The 26220-nt window shown below is 66.0% G+C and carries 21 protein-coding genes; 9 read left to right on the top strand and 12 right to left on the bottom strand.

The features are described from left to right. The 7 genes from O6P39_RS08660 to O6P39_RS08630 are packed head-to-tail and all read left to right on the top strand — an operon-like array spanning window position 1 to window position 7984. Complete coding sequence (locus O6P39_RS08660) at window positions 1-960, top strand: MoxR family ATPase (RefSeq protein ID WP_275610945.1); 960 nt, start codon at window positions 1-3, stop codon at window positions 958-960. 1 nt (window position 961) lies between these two features. Continuing rightward, complete coding sequence (locus O6P39_RS08655) at window positions 962-1906, top strand: DUF58 domain-containing protein (RefSeq protein WP_275610944.1); 945 nt, start codon at window positions 962-964, stop codon at window positions 1904-1906. After that, window positions 1903-2400 carry a DUF4381 domain-containing protein gene (locus tag O6P39_RS08650; protein WP_275610943.1) on the top strand — a complete coding sequence of 166 codons (498 nt, stop codon included), beginning with the start codon at window positions 1903-1905 and terminating at the stop codon, window positions 2398-2400. Before O6P39_RS08655 ends, O6P39_RS08650 begins: the two co-directional genes overlap by 4 nt. Beyond that, window positions 2393-3436 (top strand): VWA domain-containing protein, encoded by a 1044-nt coding sequence (locus O6P39_RS08645; RefSeq protein ID WP_275610942.1) that lies wholly within the window; start codon window positions 2393-2395, stop codon window positions 3434-3436. The genes O6P39_RS08650 and O6P39_RS08645 overlap by 8 nt, the downstream gene beginning before the upstream one ends. Beyond that, complete coding sequence (locus O6P39_RS08640) at window positions 3433-5196, top strand: VWA domain-containing protein (protein WP_275610941.1); 1764 nt, start codon at window positions 3433-3435, stop codon at window positions 5194-5196. Before O6P39_RS08645 ends, O6P39_RS08640 begins: the two co-directional genes overlap by 4 nt. Further along, window positions 5193-6842, top strand: a complete 1650-nt coding sequence (locus O6P39_RS08635) for a protein BatD (protein WP_275610940.1) — start codon at window positions 5193-5195, stop codon at window positions 6840-6842. Before O6P39_RS08640 ends, O6P39_RS08635 begins: the two co-directional genes overlap by 4 nt. Before the next feature lie 50 nt (window positions 6843-6892). Further along, window positions 6893-7984, top strand: coding sequence for an alpha/beta hydrolase fold domain-containing protein (locus O6P39_RS08630; RefSeq protein WP_275610939.1), 1092 nt, complete (start codon window positions 6893-6895; stop codon window positions 7982-7984). A gap of 112 nt (window positions 7985-8096) precedes the next feature. On the opposite strand, the gene O6P39_RS08625 is transcribed toward O6P39_RS08630, so the two are convergent. Continuing rightward, window positions 8097-8513, bottom strand: coding sequence for a carboxymuconolactone decarboxylase family protein (locus O6P39_RS08625; protein ID WP_275610938.1), 417 nt, complete (start codon window positions 8511-8513; stop codon window positions 8097-8099). Between the two features lie 129 nt (window positions 8514-8642). On the opposite strand from O6P39_RS08625, the gene O6P39_RS08620 reads away from it, so the two are divergent. Continuing rightward, window positions 8643-9452, top strand: coding sequence for a cyclase family protein (locus tag O6P39_RS08620; RefSeq protein WP_275610937.1), 810 nt, complete (start codon window positions 8643-8645; stop codon window positions 9450-9452). A 135-nt stretch (window positions 9453-9587) separates the two neighbouring features. Here the strand turns inward: O6P39_RS08620 and O6P39_RS08615 are convergent, their stop codons facing one another. The 10 genes from O6P39_RS08615 to O6P39_RS08570 all read right to left on the bottom strand — a co-directional run bounded on the left by O6P39_RS08615 (window position 9588) and on the right by O6P39_RS08570 (window position 24263). Continuing rightward, the gene (locus O6P39_RS08615) at window positions 9588-11969 is read right to left on the bottom strand and encodes an RND family transporter (protein WP_275610936.1); all 2382 of its coding nucleotides are present in this window, start codon (window positions 11967-11969) and stop codon (window positions 9588-9590) included. Window positions 11970-11983: 14 nt separating this feature from the next. Then, window positions 11984-13066 carry a YCF48-related protein gene (locus tag O6P39_RS08610; RefSeq protein WP_275610935.1) on the bottom strand — a complete coding sequence of 361 codons (1083 nt, stop codon included), beginning with the start codon at window positions 13064-13066 and terminating at the stop codon, window positions 11984-11986. A 274-nt stretch (window positions 13067-13340) separates the two neighbouring features. Continuing rightward, the gene (locus O6P39_RS08605; protein WP_275610934.1) at window positions 13341-14708 is read right to left on the bottom strand and encodes a DUF1329 domain-containing protein; all 1368 of its coding nucleotides are present in this window, start codon (window positions 14706-14708) and stop codon (window positions 13341-13343) included. A 59-nt stretch (window positions 14709-14767) separates the two neighbouring features. Next, complete coding sequence (locus tag O6P39_RS08600) at window positions 14768-16735, bottom strand: DUF1302 domain-containing protein (RefSeq protein ID WP_275610933.1); 1968 nt, start codon at window positions 16733-16735, stop codon at window positions 14768-14770. 487 nt (window positions 16736-17222) lie between these two features. Next, a complete protein-coding gene (pepN, locus tag O6P39_RS08595; RefSeq protein WP_275610932.1) occupies window positions 17223-19880 on the bottom strand; it encodes an aminopeptidase N in 2658 nt (885 codons plus the stop codon). 349 nt (window positions 19881-20229) lie between these two features. After that, window positions 20230-21057, bottom strand: a complete 828-nt coding sequence (locus O6P39_RS08590; protein ID WP_275610931.1) for a DUF2797 domain-containing protein — start codon at window positions 21055-21057, stop codon at window positions 20230-20232. A gap of 13 nt (window positions 21058-21070) precedes the next feature. After that, window positions 21071-21331 (bottom strand): DUF1315 family protein, encoded by a 261-nt coding sequence (locus O6P39_RS08585; RefSeq protein WP_275610930.1) that lies wholly within the window; start codon window positions 21329-21331, stop codon window positions 21071-21073. Window positions 21332-21532: 201 nt separating this feature from the next. Continuing rightward, window positions 21533-22399, bottom strand: coding sequence for a rhomboid family intramembrane serine protease (locus O6P39_RS08580; RefSeq protein ID WP_275610929.1), 867 nt, complete (start codon window positions 22397-22399; stop codon window positions 21533-21535). Then, window positions 22396-23376, bottom strand: a complete 981-nt coding sequence (locus O6P39_RS08575; protein WP_275610928.1) for a metallophosphoesterase — start codon at window positions 23374-23376, stop codon at window positions 22396-22398. Before O6P39_RS08575 ends, O6P39_RS08580 begins: the two co-directional genes overlap by 4 nt. Beyond that, a complete protein-coding gene (locus tag O6P39_RS08570; RefSeq protein ID WP_152224645.1) occupies window positions 23376-24263 on the bottom strand; it encodes an NAD(+) kinase in 888 nt (295 codons plus the stop codon). Before O6P39_RS08570 ends, O6P39_RS08575 begins: the two co-directional genes overlap by 1 nt. A 101-nt stretch (window positions 24264-24364) precedes the next feature. Between O6P39_RS08570 and O6P39_RS08565 the strand changes: the two genes are divergently transcribed. Beyond that, entirely contained in the window at window positions 24365-25309 is a 945-nt protein-coding gene (locus O6P39_RS08565) for a DUF1853 family protein (RefSeq protein WP_275610927.1), read from the top strand. On the opposite strand, the gene O6P39_RS08560 is transcribed toward O6P39_RS08565, so the two are convergent. Then, complete coding sequence (locus O6P39_RS08560; protein ID WP_275611921.1) at window positions 25297-26208, bottom strand: pyridoxal-phosphate dependent enzyme; 912 nt, start codon at window positions 26206-26208, stop codon at window positions 25297-25299. The genes O6P39_RS08565 and O6P39_RS08560 overlap by 13 nt on opposite strands. Window positions 26209-26220: the final 12 nt, after the last annotated feature.

Raw genomic sequence — 26220 nt, 5'->3', positions numbered from 1 at the left:
ATGGAACATCGTGAGTCGCTGCTTGCGCTGCGCCAGTACCTCTCCAGCCAGATCCTAGGCCAGGAAAAGCTCATCGAGCGTCTGCTCATTGCCCTGATCGCCGACGGCCATCTTCTGGTGGAAGGTGCACCGGGCCTGGCCAAGACCAAGGCGATCAAGGACCTGGCCGAAGGCCTGGAAGCCGAATTCCACCGCATCCAGTTCACCCCCGACCTGCTCCCGGCGGACATCACCGGCACCGAGATCTATCGCCCGGAGAACGGCACCTTCGTCTTCCAGCAGGGGCCGATCTTCCACCACCTGGTGCTGGCCGACGAAATAAACCGCGCCCCGGCCAAGGTGCAATCGGCACTGCTCGAAGCCATGGCCGAGCGCCAGGTCAGCGTGGGCCGCAGCACCTACGACCTGCCGCCGCTGTTCCTGGTGATGGCGACGCAGAACCCCATCGAGCAGGAGGGCACCTACCCGCTGCCCGAGGCCCAGCTCGACCGCTTCCTGATGCACGTGAAGATCGGCTACCCCGAGGCTTCCGTGGAACGCCGCATCCTCCAGCAGGCCCGCGGCGAAGCGCTGCACGGCGAGACCAGACCCGAGCGCCAGGTGACCCAGGAATCCATCTTCGCCGCCCGCCAGGAAATCCTCGGCCTGTACATGGCCGACGCGGTGGAGGAGTACCTGGTGCAACTGATCATGGCCACCCGCAACCCGGCCAAGTACGACGCCGAACTGGCCGAATGGCTGTCCTACGGCGCCAGCCCGCGCGGCTCCATCGCCCTCGACCGTTGCGCGCGCGCCCACGCCTGGCTGGCCGGCCGCGATTTCGTCAGCCCCGAAGACATCCAGGCGATGCTGTTCGATGTGCTGCGCCACCGCCTGATCCTGTCCTTCGAGGCCGAAGCCGCCGGGATCGACCAGGACCGCGTGGTCCAGCGCATCCTCGACGTGGTCGCCGTCGCCTGACATGCACAACGTCCTGGCGCCCGGCGTGGCCGTCTCGCTCGGCGAGCTGATCGAGATACGCCATCGCCTGCGCGAAGCCCAGCTGTTCTCCACGCCGTCGCGCCGCAGCCCGCTTATCGGCCTGCACCACTCGCGCCTGCGCGGGCGCGGCGTGGACTTCGACCAGGTGCGCGTCTACCAGGCCGGCGACGACGTGCGCACCATTGACTGGCGCGTCACCGCGCGCACCCAGGAGCCGCACACCAAGCTGTTCCACGAAGAGCGCGAGCGCCCGGTGTTCGTCCTCGTCGAGCAGAGCACCCGGCTGTTCTTCGGCTCGGGGCTGTGCCTCAAATCGGTGCTCGCTGCCCGTGCAGCCGCCTTCATCGGCTGGTCCGCGCTGGCGCACAACGATCGCATCGGCGGGCTGGTGTTCACCGACAGCGAATGCCACGAGATCAAGCCCCGCCGCAGCAAGCAAAGCCTGTTGCAGTTGCTCAACCTGGTCGTGCGCGCCAACCACGGACTGCTCGCCGGTACTGGCGTCAATCATGGCAGCGATGGCTTCAGCATGGCCCTGCGCCGCGCCCGTGAAGTGCTGCGCCCCGGCAGCCTGATCCTGGTGGTATGCGACGAGCGCGCACTGGGCGACCTGGCTGAGCAGCAACTGGCACTGCTGGCGCGCCACACCGACCTGGTGCTGCTGCCGGTGTCCGATCCGCTCGACCACGCCCTGCCGGCGGCCGGGCTGTTAAGGTTCGCCGAAGGACAGGCACAACTGGAGTTGGACACCCATATCGACGAACAGCGCCTGGCCTACCGCGCCCTGGGTGAGGCCCGCTGCGAGCGCTGGACGCGCCTGGCCCAGCGCCTGGGCGTGCCGCTGCTGCCGCTGTCCACCCAGGAGGAACTGGTGGAGCAGTTGCGCAATCTGCTGGAACAGCACCAGCCGGGGTACGCGCCATGAACCCGCTGGACCAGCTGGAACCGCTGATCACACCCGCACCGGTCGCCTGGTGGCCGCCCGCGCCCGGCTGGTGGGTAGTTGCCGCCCTGATTCCGATAGCTCTGTGGGTGCTCTGGCTGACGCGCCAGCACTGGCAGCCACGGCGCAAGCCGAAGGAAGTCGCGGAGGCCCCGCTCGATCCCCTGCGCCAGGCGGCGCTGGAGGAACTCGCGCGGCTGCCGCGCCCCTATGACCGTGCTCCCGCCGGCCCCTGGCTGCAGGCGCTCAACGGCCTGCTCAAGCGCGTCTCGCGGGCGCGCTGGCCGGACAGCCACAGCCATACCCTGAGCGGCCGCGCCTGGCTGGCCTTCCTCGACAACCGCTGCCCCGCCGCCGGCCTGACCCGCTGGATGATCCTGGTCGAAGGCGGCTACCGCGCCGAATGCCAGCTCGACGACAAGGCCATCAACGGCCTCGCCGCCGCCGTGGAAACCTGGGTGCGCAAGCATGTTTGAGTTCGCCTGGCCGTGGGTCTTCCTGCTCGCGCCCCTGCCCTGGGTGATGCGCTTCATCCTGCCGCCCGCGGACAGCGGCGAGGCCGCGCTCAAGGTCAGCTTCCTCCAGGAACTCGAAGGCCTCGCTGGCCGCCGCGCCCGCGCGCGCCTGCCGGCCTGGCGCCAGCAGGCGCCCTTCGCCCTGCTCTGGCTATGCCTGCTGATGGCGGCGGCGCGCCCACAGTGGGTCGGCGATCCACTGCCGATTCCCGCCACCGGCCGCGACCTGTTGCTCGCCGTGGACGTCTCCGGCTCCATGGACTACGCCGACATGCGCTGGGAAGACGACGAGATCAGCCGCCTGGAACTGGTGAAGAAGCTCTTTGGCGGCTTCATCGAGGCACGCCGTGGCGACCGCGTCGGCCTGATCCTCTTCGGCACCCGCGCCTACCTGCAGGCGCCGCTGACCTTCGACCGCGACACCGTGCGCGTCTGGCTCGACGAGGCGATGATCGGCATCGCCGGCAAGGACACCGCGCTGGGCGATGCCATCGGTGTGGCGGTCAAACGCCTGCGTCAGCGCCCAGCACAGAGCCGCGTGCTGGTGCTGATCACCGACGGCGCCAACACCGCCGGCGAGATCGATCCGCAGACCGCAGCCCGCCTCGCCGCCGAGGAACAGGTGAAGATCTACACCATCGGCATCGGCGCCGATCCACAGCAGGGCGGCGTGAAAGGCCTGTTCGGCCTGAACCCCGGCCTGGACCTGGACGAACCGACGCTCAAGGCAATCGCCGAAACCACCGGCGGCGAGTATTTCCGCGCCCGCAACGGTGAGGAGCTGCAACGCATCTCTGACAGCCTCGACGCCCTGGAACCGGTGGAGCAGAAACCCACCCAGGCCCGCCCTGCCCTCGCCCTCTACAGTTGGCCGTTGCTGCTGGCCCTGTTGATCAGTGTGACGCTGGTGGTCCGCGAACTCTGGCCGCCGGAGGACTGGCGCTGGCCGGCTCGCCCCGCCTGGCTGGCACGACTGCGCCGGGAGCGGCAGCCATGAGCGCGCTCTGGCCCCACCTGCTGCGCCCCTGGTCGCTGCTCCTGCTGCCGCTGCTCGGCTGGCTGCTGTGGAAACTCTGGCACCGCCAGCGCCGCGCCGGCCGCTGGCAATTGCTGCTGCCGGCGGCCTTCCACCCCTGGATGCTGTCCGGCGGTCACGGCCGTCACGAACGGCGCCCGTGGATATTCCTCGGCCTGGCCTGGCTGCTGGCGGTACTCGCGCTGCTCGGCCCGAGCTGGCAGTACCTGGAACAACCGGCGATGGAGCGCAGCGATCCGCTGGTGGTGGTCCTCGAACTGACCCCTGAGATGCTCGCCACCGACCTGCCGCCCAGCCGCCTGGAGCAGGCTCGGCGCAAGGTGCTCGACCTGCTTAGGGCACGCAGCGATGCGCAGACGGCCATCGTCGTCTATGCCGGCAGCGCACACACCCTGGTGCCCCTGTCCAACGACCTGGGCACCGCGCGCAACCTGCTGGACGCGCTCAAGCCGTCGATCATGCCGGCACCGGGCCGCCGCGCCGACCTCGCCATCGAACAGGCGCGCCAGCTGCTGCACCATGGCGCCGAAGGCAAGGGCCATATCCTGCTGATCACCAGCGCCCTGGATGCCCAGGAGCGCCAGGGCATCCGCAAGGCGCTCAAAGGCAAGGGCAAGGACCTGCTGCTGCTCGCCATCGGCACCGCCGGCGGCGCGCCGATCGCCCAGGAAGACGGCACCTTCCTCAAGGACGAGCAAGGCAACATTCTGGTGCCACGGCTGGACGAGAACGCCCTGCGCCAGTTCGCCAGCGACCTCGATGGGCGCTTCCAGCGCCTGCGCCCGGGCAACGCCGACCTGCGCGCCCTGGGCCTGCTGAACAACTCCCAGGGCCTGCAGGTCAGCGAGGAAGACGCCCTCCTGCGCCTGCAACGCTGGGCCGACCAGGGCTACTGGCTGCTCCTGCCCCTGCTGTTGCTCGCCGCCTGCGCCGGTCGCCGGGGCTGGCTGTTCAGCCTGCCGCTGCTCCTGCCCTTGCTGTGGTCGCCGCCGCAGAACGCCAACGCCTTCGAGCTGGCCGACCTCTGGCTGACCCCTGATCAGCAGGGCCAGCGCCTGCTCGATGCCCAAAAGCCAGCCGACGCCGCCGAGCACTTCGAGGACTTCCGCTGGCGGGGCCTGGCCCTCTATGAAGCCGGCGACTACGCCGATGCCGCGCAGGCCTTCGCCCTGGGCGACAGCGCCGCCGACCACTACAACCGTGGCAACGCCCTGGCCCGGCAGAACGAACTGGAAGCCGCGATCGACGCCTACGACCAGGCCCTGGAGCGCGCCCCCGACCTGCTCGCCGCACAACGCAACAAGGCACTGCTGGAAGACCTGCTGCGCCAGCGCCAGAAAGCCTCCGGCGAGGAAGAAAGCCAATCATCCCAGCAGCAGAATCCGACCCAGGGCGAGTCCAGCGAACCCCAGCCGGTGCAGCCCAAGGATTCGAAGCCCAAGGAGGAGCAGTCCGAGGAACAGGACTCGCAGCCCACCCCGTCGGCCCAGACACCGGAACAGCGCGATGCCGACAAGCCGGCGGACAGCCAGAGCAACACGCCGCAGGCGACCCACGGTGAAGACGGCGAAACCAACCTGGCGATCACCGGTCCATTGACTGACGAGCGCCGCCAGGCCCTGGAACAATGGTTGCGCCAGATTCCCGACGATCCATCCGAACTGCTGCGCCGCAAGTTCTGGTACCAGCAACAGCAGCAGCGCCAGGAACCCACGCAATGAAAAGGCTGATCTGCCTGACCCTGCTCTGCCTCGCCGCCGTCCGCGCCGAGGCAAGCTTCACCGCCAGCGTCGACCGCACGCGCCTCAATGAAGGTGAAAGCATCGACCTGACGCTGGAGTCCGACGACCCGACCCTGTTCGGCAAGCCGGACCTCAAGCCCCTGGACGAGCAGTTCGTGGTGCTCGGTACCCGCCAGGTCAACCGCCTCACCACCCTGAACGGCAAGACCCAGGCTACCACCCGTTGGATCGTCACCCTGCAGCCGCGTAACGAAGGCACCGTGGTGATTCCGCCGATCAGCCTGGGCGGTAACGCCACCGAGTCGATCAGCCTGCACGTGCTCAAGGCTGAGGAAAGCACCAGCAGCCAGAAGCTCGCCCCGGTGTTCATCGACGCCAGCGTCGACCAGGAGGAGAGCTATGTGCAGGCGCAGGTGATCCTGACCTTGCGCATCTATCACTCGGTGTCGCTGTACGACGACAGCAGCCTCACGCCCCTGCAAATCGCCGATGCGCGCGTTGAACCACTGGGCGAGGCGCGCACCTACGAGAAGGAAATCAACGGCGTGCGCCATGGGGTCATCGAAATTCGCTACGCGATCTTCCCGCAGAAGAGCGGCCCCCTGGAAATCCCTGGCCAGACCTTCAACGCCACCCAGGCCGCCCAGCAGCGCAGCCCCGACGACAACCCCTTCGGCCCGCCGCCGGGCAAGCAGATCCGGGTGATCTCGCCGACCATCCCGCTGCAGATCAAACCCAAGCCCGCCGACTATCCCAAGGACGCCCCCTGGCTGCCGGCCCGCTCGCTGAGCCTGAGCGAAACCTGGAGCCCGCAGCCGGAGCAGGCCCGCGCTGGCGAAGCACTGACCCGCAACATCATGCTACGCGTGGAAGGACTCTCCAGCGCCCAGCTGCCGCCGCTGCCGCAAACGCTGCCGGCCGAGCTGCGCCATTACCCCGACCAGCCGCAGCTGGCCAACCAGGGCACCGAACAGGGCGTGATCGGCAGCCGCGAAGAACGCGAGGCGCTGATCGCCGACCATGCCGGCCAGGTGCAATTGCCCCCTGTCGAAGTGGTCTGGTGGAACACCCGGGACAATCGCGTCGAGCGCACCAGCCTGCCAGGGCGTACTCTGGAGGTCGCCGCCAACCCGCAACTGGAAAACCCGGCCGATACGCCCAGCTCTCCCGCTACGGACGCCCTGCTGCAACCCCAGGCGCGCCTGTGGCCATGGCAGTTGGCCTGCGCCATTCTCGCCTTCACCACGCTGCTGGGCTTCGGCCTGTGGTGGCGTGCGCGCCGGCTGCCCGCGGTGATTCGCGCCGCGGTCGCCGGCCCCAGCGCCCGTACCCTGCTCGACGAACTGCGCCGCGCCTGCCAGGCCAACGATCCACATGCCACCCGCCAGGCGCTGGATGCCTGGGCGCGCCAGCAACCGGAAACCCTGGCGGACATGGCGGCGCGCTTCGTGCCGCTGTCCGATGCCCTGGACAGCCTCAACGGCGCGCTGTACAGCGACAGCGAAGGCGGCCGCAACTGGCAGGGCGAGGACCTCTGGCGCGCCGTCCGCGGCCTGCCGGGCGCCGATCCGGAAGCCGCGCCCACGACCGAGCCGGGTAGCCTGCCGCCGCTCTACCCGCGCTGACGCAGTGGCGGGGCTATGCTTGCTGGCAAGCCCCGCCAAGAGGCGCAGCAATGCCCCGCGTTCGCACTCCGAGACTTCTCCCAGCACTGGTTACCGGCCTGCTGCTGACCCGCGTCCTGCACGCGGCCCCCGCCCTGCCGCCGACGCAACCGCTGCAGGGCCCCGGCGGCTCGGGCTACAGCCACGCCGATGTGCGCCAATGGCACTTCAACGCCGATGGCAACGAGTACTGGGTCTTCACCCCCGCCCGCCCACAGCCGGAAAGCGCCCCGCTGGTGGTGTTCACCCACGGCTGGAGCGTGATGCAGCCGGACCTGTACCGGGCCTGGATCGAACACATCGTCCGGCGCGGCGCGATCCTCATCTATCCGCGCTACCAGGCCAACCTGAAGACACCGGCGGCGGACTTCCTGCCCAATGCCGCCGACTCGGTGCGCCGTGCCATCGGCGACCTGCAGGCGGGCAAGCTCGGGATGAAACCGGAGCTTGCGCATGTGGCCTACGTCGGCCACTCCGCCGGCGGCCTGATCGCCAGCGGGCTTGCCGCCTCCTGGCAGCGCCTGGGTGTGCCGAAACCGAGTGCGCTGATGGCCGTGGAGCCGGGCAGGAGCAGCGGCTCGCGCTGGCGTCAGGTGCCAATGGAGCCGCTCTCGAAGATTCCCGCCGGCACCTTGCTGCTGGCGGTCTGCGGCAATGAGGATGAGGTCGTAGGCTGCGATGACGCACGACGCGTCTACCAGGAAAGCGCCCAGGTCGCCGCGCGGGACAAGGACCTGCTGCTCCTGCACAGCGACCGCCACGGCAGCCCGTCCCTGCTGGCCAACCACTCCGCCCCGACCGCGCCTCGCTTCGACCCGCGCTATCCGCCCAGCGACTCATCCAGCTGGTTGCTCAACCGCGTGCAGGAACGGGTGCGCCAGCGCCTCAAGCAGGGCCAGCCCTCCGCCCATAACGCCCTGGCCACCGATGCAATGGACTGGTACGGCACCTGGAAGCTGTTCGACGCGTTATGCGACGCCGCCTTCTACGGCCAGGACCGCGACTACGCACTGGGCGGCGGTGCGGCGCAATTGTCCATGGGGCGCTGGAGTGACGGAACGCCGGTGAAGGCGATCCAGCGGCTGTCGGCGACGGCTCCCTGAGAGCCCTTCTTCGGTCAGGGTTCGCGAGCAAGAACTAGGCGTCCCCCTCGCTCCTACAGGAGGAACACCGGCGCCCACTTGTAGGAGCGAGCTTGCTCGCGAACAGCCTCACTCAGTGACCACCCGTTTCCATCACCGCCCCCTTGAACACATCGTCCAGCGGCACCTGGTAGCCAATGGCAAGGCGGTTGGTCTCATTGGCCATGGCCACCACCGCCAGCAGCTCGCCGAGCATCGCATCGTCCATCCCCGCCTTGCGCGCCGCGGCGCCGTGGGAGCCGATGCAGTAGTTGCAGTTGTTGGTGACACTGACGGCGACGTAGATCAACTCCTTCACCAGCGGGTCGAGCTGCCCCGGCCCCATCACCTCCTTGAGGCTTTCCCAGGTGCGCTTGAGGGTCTGCGGGTGGTTGGCCAGGGCTTTCCAGAAGTTGTTCACCCAGTCGATCTTGCGGGTCGCCATGATGTCGTCGTAGACGGCGCGGACTTCGGGGCTGGCATCGGCGTATTCGATGAGCTGGAAGGACATGGGCACTCCTGGTTCGTTCGTTTGAATAACAAGGCGGAATAAGAAAAGCAGAATTCGGAATTGGAAGGCGGGACGGGCGCTGGAGAAAGATAAGGCGCGCCAACCCATCCCCGTCAAGGAATCAGACACATGCGCCGCCTACCCGCCCTGCTCTGCTCCGCCGCCCTGCTGCCGCTTCTCGCTCAACAACCCGCCCATGCCGCCCAACCCGGCCTGTGGGACACCTACGCCAGCCTCAAGCAACACACCTGGGTCGACCTCACCCACGCCTTCGACAACGACACCCCGCACTGGAAAGGCTTCGAGCCCATGGGCCGCAAGACGCTCTATACCGTGGACAAGGACGGCTTCCAGGTGGAGCTCTACAGCCATGTCGGCCAATGGGGTACCCACGTCGATCCGCCGGTGCACTTCCACAAGGGTCTGCGCAGCGTCGATCAATTGGAGGTGAAGGAACAGTTCCTGCCACTGGTGGTGTTCGACATCCACCAGCAGGTAGCGAAGAACCCCGACTATGTGCTGACCCTGGCCGACGTGAAGGCCTGGGAAGCCAAGCACGGCCCGGTGCCCGAGGGCGCCTTCGCCGCGCTGCGCACGGACTGGTCCCAGCGCTGGCCGGACCAGGCGAAGATGCAGAACCAGGATGCCAAGGGCGTGGCGCATTACCCGGGCTGGAGCAAGGAGGCGCTGGTGTACCTCTACGAGACGCGCAAGATCACCGCGTCCGGCCACGAGACCACCGACACCGATCCGGGCATCGCCACCAGCAAGGACGACTATTCGCTGGAGTCCTACATCCTGGGCACCAACCACTACCAGATCGAACTGCTCGCCAACCTCGACCAGGTGCCCGAGGCCGGCGCGCTGGCGGTGGTGAGCTTCCCGAAGATCGCCAAGGGCACCGGCTTCCCGGCACGGGTGTTCGCGATCCTGCCGTGACAGCCCTTGTAGGAGCGAGCTTGCTCGCGAACCCATTCCCGTGACGAGGCTGTTCGCGAGCAAGCTCGCTCCTACGAACAGCAAAAAAAACCGCGGCCCTTGGGCCGCGGTTTTCGTTTGTCGCTCGGCTGTCGATCAGTGAACCAGGATCGACGCCTTCTTCTGACGCACCTTCTCCGGGTTGATCAGGAAGCGTGCCAGCGCCGGCAGCAGCCACAGGGCACCGAACATGTTCCACAGGAGCATGAAGGTCAGCATCAGGCCCATGTCGGCCTGGAACTTGATCGCCGAGAAGATCCAGGTGGCGACGCCGATGGCCAGGCACAGACCGGTGAACAGCACCGCTTTACCGGTGGACTTCAGGGTCTCGTAGTAGGCGTCCTGCAAGGACAGGCCCTGGCGCAGGAAGGACTCCAGGCGGGTGTAGATGTAGATGCCGTAGTCCACGCCGATACCCACGCCCAGTGCGATCACCGGCAGGGTCGCCACTTTCACGCCGATGCCGAGCATGGCCATCAGCGCGTTGCCCAGCACCGAGGTGAGGATCAGCGGCAACACGATGCACAGGGTCGCGGCGAAGGAGCGGAAGGTGATCAGGCACATCACCGCCACGCAGATGTACACCAGGATCAGGATGGTCAGTTCGGACTGCTTGATCACCTCGTTGGTGGCCGCCTCGATACCGGCATTACCGGCGGCGAGCTTGAACTTCAGGTCATCCTGATTGTTGGCCTTGGCGAACTCCTGGACCACGCCGACCGCACGGTCGAGGGTCTCGGCCTTGTGATCGTTGAGGAATACCAGCAGGGGCGCCAGCGAGCAGTTGCTGTTGAACAGGCCTTCGGCGCGGCTGATGGAATTGTTCAGCACGTCCTGGTTGCGCGACAGCGACTCCCACTTCAGGTTGCCCTCGTTCATGCCCTTGATCATCTGCTTGGAGACAGTGACCAGGGAAATGGCCGATTGCACGCCCTCGGTGTTTTCCAGGCGCCAGGCGAGCTCGTCGATGGCGGCCATGGTCTTGTGGGTGGAGCAGCCTTCGGCGGCGGACTCCACCATCACCACCAGCACGTCGGAGCTGGTCGAGTAGTTGCGGATGATGAAGTCGTTGTCCAGGTTGTAGCGCGAGTCCGGACGCAGCTCCGGCGCGCCCTGGTCGAGGTCGCCGATCTTCAGGTGATGGCCTTCCCACATGCCGACGGCGAACATCGCCAGGGCGATGACCACGGAAATGGGCGCCACTTTCGGACTGGCGAAGTTGGACAGCGCGCGCCAGAACGGATGGTCGCGTACGGCGTCTTCCTTGCTGCGCTGCACCGCCTTCTTGCTGATGCCGATGTAGGAGATGGCGACCGGCAGCAGGATCAGGTTGGTGAACACGATCACCGCCACGCCGACGGAGGCGCCGATGGCCAGTTCACGGATCACGCCGATGTCGATCACCAGCAGGGTGATGAAACCGACGGCGTCCGCGAGGATGGCGATCATGCCCGGCAGGAACAGTTGGCGGAAGGTACGGCGAGCGGCCAACAGCGGGGTTTCCGCGTCGCTGGACTGCAGGGCGATACCGTTGATCTTCTGCACGCCGTGGGAAATACCGATGGCGAAGATCAGGAACGGCACCAGCATCGAATACGGGTCCAGCCCGAACCCGATGGAGTGCAGCAGGCCGAGCTGCCAGATCACCGCCACCAGGGTGGTGGAGAGTACGGCGATGGTCGAGCGCACGCATTTGGTGAACCACAGCAGCAGCACCAGGGTGATCACGAAGCAGATGCCGAAGAAACCGACCACCAGCAGCAGGCCGTCGATCAGGTCACCGACCTTCTTGGCGAAGCCGGTGATGTGGATTTTCACGTTCGGGTTCTGCAGCTGGTACTTGTCGCGGATCTTTTCTTCCAGCTCATGGGAGAACTGGCGGTAGTCCAGCTTCAGCAGCTTGCCCTGGTCCTTCGGGTCCGGGTAGACCTCCAGCAGCGGCACGTCGACGATGCTCGACTTGAAGTTGTTGGCCACCAGGCGGCCGATCTGGCCGGACTTGAGCACGTTGTTGCGCAGCAGTTCCAGCGCCTTGGGCGAGCCGTCGTAGGTCTGCGGGATCACTTCGCCACCGGCGAAGCCTTCCTCGGTCACCTCGGTCCAGCGCACGCTCGGGCTCCACAGCGACTTCATGCCGGAGCGGTCGACGCCTGGAATGTAGAAGACCTCGTCATGGATCTTCTGCAGCGTCTCCATGTACTCCTTGGTGAAGATGTCGCCGTTCACCGCTTCCACCGAGATACGCACGGTGTTGCCGAGGTTGGCCAGGTCGTTGCGGTGCTCCAGCATGTTCTGGATGAACGGGTGCTGCAGCGGAATCATCTTCTCGAAGCTGGTGGACGGACGCACCTGCGTCGCCTGGTAGCCCAGGAAAATGGTCACCAGCAGGCAGGCGATGATCACGAACGGCCGGTGGGTGAAGATGATGCGTTCCAGGAAAGTCGCCTTGTCCTGTTGATGCTTGCTGATAGCGTTCATGGAGGCTCCCCGGCTCATTGCTGTTCGGTCAGCTCGGCGCCGGTCGCCGAAGCCAAGTGGATGCCGCCCTGGCCGACCAGCACCAGGTTGCCGTTGCCGGCGCCGCTCACGCCCGCCAGGGACAGGCGATCGGGACGGTTGTAGACCTTGAAGCTCTGGCCGTCGTCCTTGCTTTCCAGGACGCTGCCGCCATGCCCGACCACCACCACGGTGCCGTCCGCCAGCAGCGAACCTTCGGAAAGACCGAACTCCAGCTCACCGCCGTTGGCGGTGGGCAGGTTGACCTGCTGCCAGCTGTCGCCGAAATCGGTGGTGCGGAACAGGTGACCGCGCAGACCGTAAACCAGCGCGGTGCCCGCCTGGCGGGTGCCGATGGCGCCGAACAGCGAACCTTCGTACGGGCCTTCGAGTTTCTCCCAGGTCTGGCCCCAGTCCTTGGAGCGGAAGATGCTGCCGGCCTCGCCGACCACCAGCAGGCCGGAATCCTTCACCGCCGCGATGGAGTTGAGGTGGTACTGGTCCTCGTTGTCCATGCGGTCACTGACGTCTTCCCAGTGCTGGCCACCGTCGGTGGTTTCCAGCAGCGCGCCGTAGGCGCCCACGGCCATGCCGTGGTTGTCGTCCTGGAACCAGATGTCCAGCAGCGGCGCTTCGCGCTTGAGGTCTTCGAACTGGCGGGTCCAGGTAGTGCCGCCATCGGTGGTGACGAGGATCTGCGCGTCGTGGCCGACGGCCCAGCCCTTCTTGTCATTGAGGAAGAACACCGAGGTCAGCAACTGGCGGGTCGGCACCTTGGCCTGGGTCCAGCTCTTGCCGGCATCGTCGGAGTAAAGGATATGCCCGTGATCCCCTACCGCCACCAGGCGCTTACCGGCCTCTGTGACGCCCAGCAGCAGACTGCTGGCGGCCTTGGCCGAAGGGATGGAGCTGGAGTCACTGGCCGCCTCTGTCGCCGCGACGGCGTGCAAGGGAGCGACGGACAGCATCAGCAAGGAAAGTGCGCCGAGCAGGGAAATCGATTTGCGCGACATCGGGAAGGAGCGCGGAGTCTCCGACACGGACTGCTCGCTCGTAGTGCGCCACTGGGGCTCACGCATATGCCTTTACCTCTTTGTTCTTATTGCAGGCGGTATCGAGTGTGGTCGCTATATAGCCAGCGTTTTCCGGGGCTGACAATTAACGGCACGTTATCTTTTGTTAAGCAGCGAACACCTCCCCCAAAAGGATGATTGCACATGGCTATGAACGCTGTAAGGCGCGCCACAGAAGGCTTTCAATGGGGTGTGTGGTAACACTTTGGCTCCGCCACCGGTCGGAGGCCGGCAAGAAAAAGCCCGCCAGAAGGCGGGCTCTTTCAGACGCGGGACGAACTCAGCGAGTGCCGCGGCGACGCAGTGCGGACGGGCTGAAGTAGGAGTCGTCCGGCACGGCCTGGGCGAAGTCGATGGTGGTCGGCTCTTCGTTGTCCAGGTTCTGCACGTGGTAGCGGCGGGCCTGCAGGTCGTGGAAGGTATCCAGGGCGGTCCAGGTGGTGGGCAGTTCGTAGTAGTTCTTCAGGTAGGCCAGCGACACGCGCCACAGCTCGCCACGGCCATCGTACTGGTCGACCTCGGCGGCGCCCCAGCTGTCCTCGTCGAGGAACAGCACGCGCTTGGAATAGATGTGGCGCGCGCCCGGCTTCAGGGTGCCCTCGACGACCCACACGCGGTGCAGCTCGTAGCGGGTGTACTTGGGATTGAGGTGGCTCGGGGTCAACAGGTCCTTGTACTTAACGTCCGGGCTGGAGACCTTGTAGTTGTTGTACGGGATGTACATTTCCTTCTTGCCGATCAGCTTCCAGTCGTAGCGGTCCGGCGAGCCGTTGAACATGTCGGTGTCGTCGGCGGTACGCAGGCCGTCGGCGGCGGCGATCGGGGTGTCGTAGGCCAGGTTCGGCGCACGGCGCACACGGCGCTGGCCGGCGTTGTAGCCCCAGGCCTGGCGCGGCTCCTTCACCTGGTCGAGGGTCTCGTGCACCAGCGCGGCGCCGCCGGCCAGGCGAGCCGGGCTCTTGGTGAAGGACAGGTAGTAGAACAGCAGGTTGTTCAGGTCGGCGAAGCTCTTGCCCTGCACGTAGTACTTGAACAGAGCTTCCTGCTGCGAGGTCACCAGGGAGTAGTCGCCGTTGCGCTGCACCGCGACTTCCGAGGCGCGGCGCACGACGAAGGTGCCGCGGTAGCGGGCAATGTGGTTCCACAGTGCTTCCACGCCATTCTGCGGAATCGGGAACGGAATGCCGCCGAAGGCATCGACGAAGCCGTTGCCGCCCTCGGCCAGCTTGGCGCTGGTTGCGTTCTTGAAGGTGTTGTCATACACCCACTGCGGCGCCGAGCCACTGCGGCGGCTGGGGTACACCGGCATCTGGAAGGTGTCCGGGTAGGTGGCGAACAGCGCCAGGGTGCCTGGGGTCAGGTTGGCCTTGTACTGGTCCAGGTTGGCCTTGGTGATGGTGTACAGCGGCTTGTCCGACGCGAACGGATCAATGTGGTGCTGGCCCGGCTTGTAGCCGGCCGGGGCCTGGGTGATGCCACCGGTCCAGGCCGGGATGGTGCCGGCGGCGTTGCCGGCCTTTTCCGCGCCCAGCGGGGTCAGGGACGATTGCAGCTTGGCCGCGTCCTGCGCGGAAACCGCTGCCAGGGCACTGCCGGCGGACAGGGCAAGGGCCACCGCCGCGCCGATCAGGGTACGCATGTTGCGCATGGTGTTTCTCCGTGAGGTTCACCCGCCGGGCGCTTCAGGCACCCGGCGTATGCTTGTCGTTAGAAGGAGTACTTGACGTTGAAACCGACGTTGTCGCGGTCACGTCCGGCGTTGTTCTGCCCTGCTCCGTAGAACTCGGTGTATTGCAGCTCGGCTTCCAGGGCGTTCAGGTAGGTAGCCTTGACGCCCAGGGTGTAGGCCTTGCGGCCTTCGATGAAGTTGCCGGTCTGGTAGGAGTTGCCTTCGAAGTCGTCCTTGTAGACGGCGTACGGCGAGACGTTCACGCCGGCGAACACGTCGTTCCAGGTACCCGAGAGCAACAGGGTGTAGCCGTAGGCGTTCTTGTTCACCTGATCGTCGCGGTCGTAGCCGGAGACGTAGGCGCCGTTGCCGCGGCCGGAGTAGTAGCGGGTGGTGCCATCGTAGGCGGTGTACTGCAGGTCGCTGCCGCGCAGGTGCTCGGAAGCCAGCTCCGCCACGCCCATCAGCGAGTCGAAGGACAGCTGCGGACCGAAGTTGTAGATGGTGCCCAGCGAGGTGTTGAAGGCCTCGACACGCTCGTAGTTGTGGATCTGGTCGGTGATCGCCACGTCACCGCCGCCGATGTTCACGGTCTTCCCGCTGGCCAGCTGCGGCGCCTGGACGAGCAGGTCGCCGAGCAGGTCGTTGGTGGTGGCGATGCCGATCGGCAGGTTCGGGCGGTAGGCCAGTTCACCGAACACCGAAGCGTCGCCCACCGTGGTGTTGAAGCTGAAGCCGTACATGCGGATGTTCTCGACGTACTCGCGACGGGCGTTGACCTGGTTGGCCACGTCCACCGCCGCCGCACCGTTGACCAGCCCCAGCACCTGCCCGGCCATGGCGTTGCCGCTGCCGGCGGCGGCCATCAGTTGGTCATAGGAGGAGAATCCGCCCAGGCCGGCCAGCTGGTCCATGTCCAGACCGGCGTAGCTGCGGTTCAGGTCGGCGTAGATGGTCGGTTCCTTGGCGTGGTAGTTGACGAAGTAGAAGCCGAACTCGGTGGAGTTCAGTTCTTCGGCAATGTAGTGGAAGGCCACGCCGAACTGGCCGTCGTTCTTGGCATTGATGTCCTTGCCGACGTTGGCGACCTTGAACACGCCGTTGGAGTCCAGGTACTGGGTGCCCTGCAGGCCGCCGACATGGGCCGCCGAGAGCTGCGGATAGAGGCTCTGGAACAGCGGGTTGGCCAGCGCACCAACAGTGGTGTAGGCGGTGTTGCCGCCATCGGCGAACAGGTCGGTTTCGGAGAAGTAGGTGCCGACCGGGTCGAGACGGGTTTCCTTCCAGTTCCACTGGTAGAAGGTGTCCATCGAAAGGTTGTCGGTCAGGCCGATGTTGAAGCTCACCGCCTCCACTGGCATCAGCACTTCCTTGAGCTCGGCGCCTGGCAGGCGGAACTTGGCGGCATCCACCGGGTTGGTGGTGTTGACGCCACCGCGGTAGAAGAGGCCCTCGCCCCAGTTGAAGACCTGGCGGCCCAGGCGACCGGTGACCGGATGCTCGGCCACGTCCCAGTTGCCATAGACATAGGCGTCGAGGATTTCCGCACGGCTGCCGGCGGTATCGCGGGTCTCGCTGGTGAAGTGGTCGTTGTTGGGGTAGCTCTGGCTCGGCTGCGGCGGCTGGTTGTGGTCGTAGTAGTCGTTGCGCTTGTCCATGATCTGGGTGTCATAGAACGCCGAGCCACGCACGAACATGCCGTAGTTCTTGTAGGTCGCTTCCAGGTCGGAAGTGATCTTGTACACCTCGGAAACCAGGCCGGTATCGAAGTTGCGGTTGCCGTCGTTGCCGTTGATGTCGTTGTTGCTCTTGTCCTGCCCCTGCACACGCCACAGGGTGCCGTAGGAGACCGTGGTATCCAGCGAGCCGCTCACCTCGCTGTCGAGGAAGCTGAACTCGACGGCGGCAGCCGGAACCGACATCAGCAGAGGCAGGACACCTGCCAGGGCAAAACCCGCGCGAGCAGGTGCGAAACGCAAGACGCTCTTGCGAACCGGGATTTCCATTAGGACTCACTCCATGGACTGATCATTCTGTAAGGGCGCCGCCACTGCGGGCGGTTCGCCTCGTCAGCCGTTATTCCACGGCCTTGTTGTCGTCGATCTGAAGGAAACTCCCCCAAGGTGCTCGACACGCCCCCCGACCCAATGGCCAGGCAAAGGCTAAGCGGGATCGGCCGGTGCAACGCCGATGCCAATTGCTGTAAACGCGCTGAATCTACTTACAAAATTTAAAGATATGGCCCGCTACTTTTTGTGACTGATCATCCACTGATCAACCCCACTGACCGATTGCGCCATCGGCCTCTCGAAATGGCGCGATCCGCCCCTGGAAGGCCCGACGCAGACAGGGCGGCACCCTGGCGCCAATTCACCCCAGCGATAAGGCGACCATCGTTTAATTTCGATAAGTAACAAAAAGGTGTTACCAGCCAATGCTGGTAACACCTTCAGAGAGGCAGGCGGCGCCCCGGACGGAGCGCCGGAGGGAAGATCAGGCGAGACTCTTGCTGACCACCTCGAAGACATCGCTGGACAGCTCGCCGGACGCCAGGATGCGTTCCAGTTCGGCACGCATCAGCGCCTGCCGCTCGGGCGCGTACTTGCGCCAGCGGGTCAGCGGAGTGAGCAGGCGGGACGCGATCTGCGGGTTCAGCGCATTGAGGGTGATGATCTGGTCGGCGAGGAAGCGATAGCCCGCGCCGTCCGCGCGGTGGAAGTTCACCGCGTTCTGGTTGGCGAAGGCACCGATCAGCGCACGAATCTTGTTCGGGTTCTTCAGGGTGAAGGCCGAATGATTCATCAGCGCCTGCACGCGCTCCAACCCGCCCGGCAGGGTGCAGCCGGCCTGGACGCTGAACCACTGGTCCATCACCAGCGGGTCGTCCTGGAAGTAGTCGGCGAACATCGCCAGCGCCTCGGCCTTCTCGCTTTCGAAGGAAGAGTTGACCAGCACGGCCAGCGCGGTCAGGCGCTCGGTCATGTTGTCACAATCCTTGTACTGCTCCTGGCAGGCGGCGAGCACCTCGGCCTTGCCGCTCTGCATGAGGTAGGACAGCGCGATGTTCTGCAGGCTGCGGCGGGCGATGTGGGAAGCCTCGGCCACGTAGGCGGTCTCGCGGGACTGCTTGCGGTTGGCCTGGTAGCGCTCCCACAGCTGCTCGTGCAGCGCCGCGCCGATCTGCTGGCGGGCGAACTCGCGGGCGGCGTGGATGGCGTCGACGTCGGCCACTTCGCTGATCTCGGTGAGGTATGCCTCACTGGGCAGCGAGAGCATCTCGGCGACCATCGCCTGGTCGAGACCGGTATCCAGCAGCAGGGTGCGGAAGGCGGTGATCAGGCGCTGGTCGAGCACCAGTTTCTCGCCGCGCTGGTGCTGGCCGATCAGTTCCTGCAGGACCTGCACGGACAGTTGCTGGCCAGCTTCCCAGCGGTTGAAGCCATCCTCGTCGTGCTGCATGAGGAACATCAGCTGGTCGCGGTCGTAGGGGAAGCTCAGCTTCACTGGCGCGGAGAAACCACGCAGCAGCGACGGCAGCGGCTTCTCGGCCAGGCCGACGAAGGTGAAGGACTGCTCGGCCTGGTCCACGGTCAGCACGCGGTCGCTGCCGTGAGCATGCTCTTCGCCCTGCAGGCGCAGCGACAAGGCGTTGCCCAGCTTGTCGATCAGGCCCATCTGCACCGGAATGACGAAAGGCTGCTTCTCGCTCTGTCCCGGCGTGGCCGGGCAGCTCTGGCGGAAGGTCAGGGTGTAGGTCTGCGCAGCAGCGTCGAAGCTCTCCTCCACCGCCAGGCGCGGGGTGCCGGACTGGCTGTACCAGCGCTTGAACTGGGTGAGGTCCACGCCGTTGGCGTCTTCCATGGCCTTGACGAAGTCGTCGCAGGTCACGGCCTGGCCGTCATGGCGCTCGAAGTACAGGTCGGTGCCCTTGCGGAAGCCTTCGGCGCCCAGCAGGGTGTGGATCATGCGCACCACTTCCGAGCCCTTCTCGTAGACGGTCAGGGTGTAGAAGTTGGAAATCTCGATGAAGGAATCCGGCCGCACCGGGTGCGCCATGGGGCCGGCATCCTCGGCGAACTGGTTGGTGCGCAGGAAGGCCACGTCCTCGACGCGCTTGACGGTGCGCGAGTTCATGTCGGCGGAGAACTCGCTGTCGCGGAACACGGTGAAGCCTTCCTTGAGCGACAGCTGGAACCAGTCGCGGCAGGTCACGCGGTTGCCCGACCAGTTGTGGAAGTATTCGTGGGCGACCACGCCTTCGACGCGCTGGTGCGCGGCGTCGGTGGCGGTCTCGGCCTTGGCCAGCACGCAGCTGGAGTTGAAGATGTTGAGGCCCTTGTTCTCCATGGCGCCCATGTTGAAGTCGTTGACCGCGACGATCATGAAGATGTCCAGGTCGTACTCGCGGCCGTAGACCTTCTCGTCCCAGCGCATCGAGTTCTTCAGGCTGTCCATGGCGTGCTGGACCTTGTCGATGTTCTCCGGCTCGACGTAGATGCGCAGCGTCACGTCGCGCTCGCTCAGGGTGGTGTACTGGTCTTCCACGCACCAGAGGTCACCGGCGACCAAGGCGAACAGGTAGGCCGGCTTCTTGAACGGGTCCTGCCAGGTCGCCCAGTGGCGGCCGCCCTCTTCCGAACCGCTGGCCACCGGGTTGCCGTTGGACAGGAGCACCGGGTACTTGTGCTGCTCGGCCGACAGCGTGGTGGTGAAGCTGCTCATCACGTCCGGACGGTCGAGGTAGTAGGTGATCTTGCGGAAGCCTTCGGCCTCGCACTGGGTGCAGAACATCTTGCCGGACTTGTACAGGCCTTCCAGCGCGGTGTTGCTTTCCGGGTGGATGCGCACGGTGCTGTCGACGGTGAAGGTCTTGGCCGTCGGCTGCAGGGTCAGGTGGTTCTCGTCGAGCTGGTACTGGCCGGCTTCGAGGGTCTGGTCATCCAGCGCGACCGACAGCAGCTCCAGCTGCTGGCCGTCGAGCACCAGCGGCGGCAGGCCGTCGCCACGCTCCGGGTTGCGGCGCATCACCAGCTGGGCGTGGACCAGGGTGTGGTCCTCGTACAGCTCGAAGGTCAGGTTGGTCTCGTCGATCAGGTACTCGGGCGCCTGATAATCCTTGAGGTAGATGACTTTCGGTTGCTCGGTACGCATGGCTTTTGGCCCCTTGGCAGGCGGCAGGCCCGATAGGCCGGCCGGAGGAATCTGGGTACTGACTCTAGCGAGATAGAGCGAAGCAGGCGAGTCGGAACCGCATCTATCCCTAGATGCGGCTCCGGGCCGGAAATTCAATGAGCGTTCGATCAGAACCTGTTTACGATCTCGCGAGCTAGAGCGGTAGTAGGCGAAACGACCAACGGGAGTAACAGCCAAAGGCTGGCCCGAAGGGTAAGCGCCAGCGAATAAAAGAACCCGAAGAGCGGAGTTTACGCGCTGTAAATGAGCATCTGAGGGCGCTTTTCAAAGCCCTACCGCCGACGCGCAGCAGATCGTAAACAGGTTCTCAGGCGCTGATGGCCAGTTGGTACGCGGTGAACTTGCGTACATTGATCACGCCGGTATCGAAGATCAGGTACTGGCCCTTTATACCTTGCAGGGTCCCCTCCACCACCGGCGTCTTCTCCAGGTCGAAGCTGGTGATCTTGGCCGGGTAGGCCACCACCGGGTAGCTGATCTCGATGGGGTCCAGGTCAAGCACCGGCTGGAGCGCCTGCAGGCCAAAGCGCTGCTGCAGACCGAGAATGCCCTCGGCGCAGGTGTCGAACAATTGCTCGCGGATGGCGACCAGGTCCAGCGGCTCGGCCTCGCCCTTGAGCAAGGCACGCCAGTTGGTGCGGTCGGCGACCTGGCTGCGCAGCAGGTCTTCGACGAAGCCGGACTGCTGGCGGGTGGCCACGCGCATGATCGGCAATGCCTGGCGCGCGCCCTGGTCGATCCAGCGGGTCGGCACCTGGCTGGCGCGGGTGATGCCCACCTTCACGCCCGAGGAGTTGGCCAGGTAGACCACGTGGTCGGTCATGCAGAAGCGCTCGCCCCACTCAGGCTCGCGGCATGAGCCGTCTTCGTAGTGGCACTTCTCCGGGCTCATGATGCAGCTGTCGCACTGCGCCAGCTTGGTGAAGCACGGGTAGCAGTAGCCCTGGCTGAAACTCTTCTTGGTCTTGCGTCCGCAGTGGCAGCAGAAGATTTCGCCCAGGTACTCCAGGCGCAGGGTCTTGCCGATCAGCGGGTTTACCGGGACCTCCGCCTCGCCGAGGCGGAAGGCGTATTGCACGGGGCTTTCCAGGCGCGCCGACATCTTGTCCAGGGCGCCGCGTCCAAGCTCTACCATCAGAAAGCGGCCATCAATGCAGGGTATTGGTCGAGAACAGGATGTTCGGGATCGGCTCGGCGTGGGATTCGCATTCCTGCGGGCCCATGTAGCCGGTGCGCTGGTCTTCGGGCAGATTCTTCATCTCCCAGGCGATCACGGCCTGCAGCGACAGTTCCTTCTGCTCCTGGGACAGCTTGCGGCCATCGGGCCACTTGCCGATTTCCACGGCGAGCTTGAGGCTCTCGTAAAGCTCGGGGGTGATGTTCTGGATCATTTCGGCGAAGGACGACATGGGCCGGCTCCTGCTGGAGAAAAACGAAGCCGGCATTCTACCGGGCCGAAGGCTTTGGCGCACGAACAGAGGTCAGGCGGTAGGTGATTGATTCCGTGTAGGAGCGAGCTTGCTCGCGAACGGACTCGCCGGGCACTGTGGAGCCGGGCGGTTCGCGAGCAAGCTCGCTCCTACAGGTTCCGCCCCGGCGAGGAGGCAGCTTCAGTGCCCCGCGCGGCGCGCCAGCAATCCGCCGATCAGGCCGCTCAGGCAGCCCGCCACCAGCCCGCCCACGTGCGCGCCGTTGGCAATGGAGCCGAAGCCGAGCAGGTCGATCACCCCGGACAGGCATACCAGCAGCCAGATCAGCATCATCGCCACCACGCCCTTGGGCAACTGGTAGGCCGGGGTCGGCGCCATGCGCTGGAAGATCCAGCAGTGACCGAGCAGACCGTAGAGCACGCCGGAGAGACCGCCGAACAGACTCGGCCCGCTGACGCCATACTGCACGACGTTGGAAACCAGGCCGAAGCCCAGGCTCAGGCCCAGCAGCATCCCGGCGCCCTGGCGGTACTCGATGCGCCGCCCCAGCTCCCAGTACCACATGCCGTTCATCGCCAGGTGCAGCCAGCCGAAGTGGATCAGCATCGGCGTCCACAGCCGCCACCACTGCCCCGCCGCCAGGGTGTCGGTGAGCGGCAGGAACATCACGCGGTCCTCGCCGACCAGGCGGAAATCCTGGAAGGTCAGCCAGCGCAGGGTTTCCGGGTAGGTACCGAGCAGGGTCACGGCGGCAACGGCGCAGGTTACCAGCAGCACCGCCGCAGTCATCCAGCTCAGTTTCAGCTGTTCCAGGAACCCGGGCCCGCCACGCCGGCGCTCGGCCTGCACACTGAACTGAGGGTCACCCTGGGGATAACGCTCGTACAGCGTGCGCACCTGCTCGGCCAGTTGGGCATTGGGCACCCAGAGCACCTGCTCACCCGATTCCTCGCTGACCCGGAAAGGGACATTGAGGCGCCGCAGCAGGTTGACGAACTCGCCCAGGTCGACCGCCGCCGGCAGCCGTATCGCTTCAACCACACTCACGCATCGCCCTCCGGACGCTTCACGTCCACCCACACGAACTTGCTCCGCTCCAGACGGGTCTCGTCGTCCAGCCGATAGGCCGCAAGCTTGCCGTACATCACCGCGCTGTAGTCCAGGCAGGCCAGGTTGGGCCGGATCGGCGCGGGCGTACCGCGCCGCCAGTAGTGACCGACGAACAGCAACGGCTCGTCGGCACCGTAGGTCAGCAAGCGGGACTTCTGCTCGTCGCTCAGGCGCTCGCTGGCCACTTCGTCAGGCAGCGCATCAGGCTGGAACACGATGTCGCCGTAGGTTTCCGGTGCGCGGTCCTCCTCCCAGAACTTGGTGCGGAAGAACGAACGGGTGAAGCCATCGCTGCCGGTCAGGGTCAGGCCATTGGGCAGGCGCATGTCGGTGCCACGCAGCAGGCGGTCACAGGCCTGCTGGGCGAAACTGCCCGGCTCGGCAGTGGCCTTGAGGAAGGCTTCGTCGATGCGGCCGTCGTGGAACTGCTGGCGCAGCGCGTCGATCACGTCGTGGTCCCAGCAGGCGTGGACCATGCGGAAGCGTCCGGCGTCGAGGAACAGCGGCATGCTCTGGAACCAGCCGAGGAAATCCCGCCAGTCCGCCGGATGGCCTTCGAACTGGTCCAGGGTCTCCTTGATCAGCCGGGCGTGGCGCGGCGTGTGCTCGCGCACGTACTGCCGACCGCTGCCGGGCGCCGCCGGGGTCGACCAGCCAAGGGCGTTGAACTCGTGGTTGCCCATGATGCACAGCGCTTCGCCGGCGGCGACCATGTCGTGCACCCGGTGCAGCGCCTCGCGGATGCGCGGCCCACGGTCGATGATGTCACCCAGGAACAGTGCCTGCCGCCGCGCATGCCGCCAGACACCACCCTGCAGCCGGTAGCCCATGCGCTCCAGCAGGTAATCCAGGGTATTGGCGCAGCCGTGGATGTCGCCGATCAGGTCATAGCCGCGTGAGGGGTCGAGTTCCATCACTCGCTGCTCCCGAGGCGACTGCCCCAGCCCAGCTTGGTCCGGCAGACCTCGTAGTAGTTGTGGTCGATCGGGTGGATCAGGCGCAGCTTCTGCGGCTTCTTGCTCACCGTGACGGTGTCGCCGGGGGCGCAGGTGAAGTGGTTCTGGCCGTCACAGGACACCTGCGGGTAGATCTGCATGTTCGGCGAGACGACGATCTTCAGCTCGCTGTTGCCGTCGACCACGATGGGCCGTCCCGAGAGGGTGTGCGGATACATCGGCACCACGACGATGGCGTCGAGCTTGGGATGCATGATCGGCCCACCGGCGGACAGCGCGTAGGCGGTGGAGCCGGTCGGGGTGGCGACGATCAGGCCGTCGGCCTTCTGGCTGCAGACGAACTGGCCGTCGATGTGCAGCTCGAACTCGATCATCCGCGTGGACTTGCCGGGGTGCAGCACCACGTCGTTCAGCGCATCGCCCTGGCCGATGGACTCGCCATGGCGGCGCACCTGGGCGTCGAGCAGGAAGCGGCTCTCAACGATGTACTGGCCGCCGAGCACTTCGGCGACCTTGGTTTCCAGCTCGTCCGGGCGGATGTCGGTGAGGAAGCCCAGGCTGCCACGGTTGATCCCCAGCACCGGCACCTTGTGCCGCGCCAGGGCGCGCGCCGCGCCGAGCATGCTGCCGTCACCGCCGACCACGATCACCAGGTCGCAGATCTCGCCCATGATTTTCCGTGAGCAGGTCTGCAGGCCGTGGCCGGGCAGCACCTCGGAGATGGTGTCCTCGAGGATCACGTGCAGATGGCGTTCGATGAGGAAGCGCTTCAGCCGACGGATGGTTTCCAGGACCTGGGTGCTGCCCAGGCGGCCGATGATGCCGATGTTGCGAAAGGGTTCCATGGGACTCCGGGCGGCTTTGCGATGCGGGAATGACGGAATTATGGGCGAAACGCCGAAGCAGCGGCAAACCGCAGCGCGAGCTGAGCGGCTAGGCTAGAGGGATGAGCGCTCTGACCCCACTCCTGAACGAACTGCTGACCGAGCTGCGCCAGCCACAAGTCCGCGATCTGGCCTGGACGCTGCTCTCCCCGCCGCTGCTCAATCCGGGCAGCCCAGCCCTGCGCCACCCGCTGACGGCCAGCCGCTGGCTCGCCGAGCCGTCGCGATTGGCCGACTGGCTGCGCGCCCAGGAACACTCGCCCGCACACCTGCTGGAACAGTTGCAGAGCACACCCCACCAGCGCCTCGGCCGCTACTATGAGCGCCTCTGGCAATACGCCCTGGAACAGGCGCCTGACCTGCGCCTGCTGGCCGCCAACCTGCCGGTGCGCGACAACGGCCACACCCTGGGTGAACTGGACCTGCTGCTGGAAGACGACGACGGCCTGCATCACCTGGAACTGGCCATCAAGCTCTACCTCGGCCCCAGCGAGGATGGACCCAACGCCTGGCTCGGTCCCGGCGCCGAAGACCACCTGCTACGCAAGATCGAGCACTTCTACCAGCACCAGTTGCCGCTCTCGGCGACGCTCGAAGGCATGTGCGTGGTTCGCGAGTTCAGCGAGGCCACGCCCTCGGCCGGGCTCTGGCTCGGCGGCTACCTGTTCTACCCCTGGCCAGCGCGCTGCCCGCCGCCCGCGGGCGCCAGCGAGCATCACCTGCACGGCCGCTGGCTGCACCGCCAGGAATGGCCGCGCTATCAGGAGTTACACCCCGAGGGCTGGCAGGTACTGTCGCGAAAACACTGGCTGGCACCGGCGGCGTACGACGCCGATGAGCGCTGGACCGCCGCGCAGTTTGACGACTGGCTGACGGAGCTGCCGGAGGACGGCTTCCCGCAACTGCTGGTCCGCCTGGCGTTCCAGGACGGGCGCTGGCGCGAACAGGAGCGTCTGTTTCTGGTGGGCGACCGTTGGCCGCGGGTGCACGGCGGCTATTCGCGCTGAGCGGCCAGCGCCAGGAGGCGTTCCTGCATGGCCCGCCGCCCCTGCAGGCCCCCCGTATGCACGGCAACTATGCGACTACCACGCGCGACCCGCCCGGCGGCGACCTCATCGTGCAGCGCCAGCAGCAGCTTGCCGGTGTACATCGGCTCCAGCGGCACGCCGCATTCAGCTTCGCTGTCCAGGATGAAACGCGCCAGCGTCGGGTCGATCCGCGCAAAGCCACCCCGGCTGGCGTCGATCAGGCGGTAGCCGCACGCCTCGACTCCCGCCTGCGCCAATAGCGCGGGCACCTGTTCCTCGACGCCATGCCCCGGCGGTACCGCCAACGCCCCCACCAGCGGATGCGCGCCGCTCTCGCCCAGCACCAGACCGGCCAGCGTCGTACCGGTGCCGCAGGCGACCCACAGCTGCTGATAATCCCACCAGCCAATGCCCGCCAACTGCTCGCGAATCATCGCCACCAGCGACACGCAGCCCCGCGCACCGGGCAGACCGCCGCCACCCTCGCCCACCGGCAACAATCCGGGATAGCGCTCGCGCCAGGGCATCCAGAAGTCCGGCTCATGGCGCCGGCGATAGCCGCCGTAACCCAGCCAGTGCAATTGCATACCGAGCTGGCGCAGGTCGGCAATCGTGGGGTTGTCCTGCTCTTCGCCGCGCAGCAGCCCGACGGTGCGGAAACCGAAACGGGCGCCGGCTGCGGCCAGGGCGTGAAGGTGATTGGAATGGGCGCCACCCAGGCTCATTACACCATCGAGACCGAGATCGGCGGCCTGCTTCAGATAAGGCGCGAGCTTGAACCACTTGTTGCCGCAGATGAGGGCGTCGACCTGGTCCAGGCGCAGCAACGCCAGCTCGACGCCGGCGCGCTCCAGCCAGTCCAGGTGAACGGGTTGCAGCGGTGCGACGGG

Source organism: Pseudomonas sp. PSE14, assembly GCF_029203285.1.
Classification (GTDB): Bacteria; Pseudomonadota; Gammaproteobacteria; order Pseudomonadales; family Pseudomonadaceae; genus Pseudomonas.
Note: the sequence above shows the minus strand (reverse complement) of the source record. Positions and strands in the feature narration are given on the sequence as shown.

Bases quoted from the DNA above. Each gene is read 5' to 3' on its own strand.
- O6P39_RS08610 (WP_275610935.1), bottom strand. From the start codon at position 13,066: ATGCGTGAGCCCCAGTGGCGCACTACGAGCGAGCAGTCCGTGTCGGAG.
- O6P39_RS08615 (WP_275610936.1), bottom strand. From the start codon at position 11,969: ATGAACGCTATCAGCAAGCATCAACAGGACAAGGCGACTTTCCTGGAA.
- O6P39_RS08645 (WP_275610942.1), top strand. From the start codon at position 2,393: ATGTTTGAGTTCGCCTGGCCGTGGGTCTTCCTGCTCGCGCCCCTGCCC.
- O6P39_RS08635 (WP_275610940.1), top strand. From the start codon at position 5,193: ATGAAAAGGCTGATCTGCCTGACCCTGCTCTGCCTCGCCGCCGTCCGC.
- O6P39_RS08600 (WP_275610933.1), bottom strand. From the start codon at position 16,735: ATGGAAATCCCGGTTCGCAAGAGCGTCTTGCGTTTCGCACCTGCTCGC.
- O6P39_RS08650 (WP_275610943.1), top strand. From the start codon at position 1,903: ATGAACCCGCTGGACCAGCTGGAACCGCTGATCACACCCGCACCGGTC.
- O6P39_RS08660 (WP_275610945.1), top strand. From the start codon at position 1: ATGGAACATCGTGAGTCGCTGCTTGCGCTGCGCCAGTACCTCTCCAGC.
- O6P39_RS08640 (WP_275610941.1), top strand. From the start codon at position 3,433: ATGAGCGCGCTCTGGCCCCACCTGCTGCGCCCCTGGTCGCTGCTCCTG.
- O6P39_RS08590 (WP_275610931.1), bottom strand. From the start codon at position 21,057: ATGGTAGAGCTTGGACGCGGCGCCCTGGACAAGATGTCGGCGCGCCTG.
- O6P39_RS08565 (WP_275610927.1), top strand. From the start codon at position 24,365: ATGAGCGCTCTGACCCCACTCCTGAACGAACTGCTGACCGAGCTGCGC.
- O6P39_RS08575 (WP_275610928.1), bottom strand. From the start codon at position 23,376: ATGGAACTCGACCCCTCACGCGGCTATGACCTGATCGGCGACATCCAC.
- O6P39_RS08620 (WP_275610937.1), top strand. From the start codon at position 8,643: ATGCGCCGCCTACCCGCCCTGCTCTGCTCCGCCGCCCTGCTGCCGCTT.
- O6P39_RS08605 (WP_275610934.1), bottom strand. From the start codon at position 14,708: ATGCGCAACATGCGTACCCTGATCGGCGCGGCGGTGGCCCTTGCCCTG.
- O6P39_RS08625 (WP_275610938.1), bottom strand. From the start codon at position 8,513: ATGTCCTTCCAGCTCATCGAATACGCCGATGCCAGCCCCGAAGTCCGC.
- O6P39_RS08570 (WP_152224645.1), bottom strand. From the start codon at position 24,263: ATGGAACCCTTTCGCAACATCGGCATCATCGGCCGCCTGGGCAGCACC.
- O6P39_RS08585 (WP_275610930.1), bottom strand. From the start codon at position 21,331: ATGTCGTCCTTCGCCGAAATGATCCAGAACATCACCCCCGAGCTTTAC.
- pepN (WP_275610932.1), bottom strand. From the start codon at position 19,880: ATGCGTACCGAGCAACCGAAAGTCATCTACCTCAAGGATTATCAGGCG.
- O6P39_RS08630 (WP_275610939.1), top strand. From the start codon at position 6,893: ATGCCCCGCGTTCGCACTCCGAGACTTCTCCCAGCACTGGTTACCGGC.
- O6P39_RS08655 (WP_275610944.1), top strand. From the start codon at position 962: ATGCACAACGTCCTGGCGCCCGGCGTGGCCGTCTCGCTCGGCGAGCTG.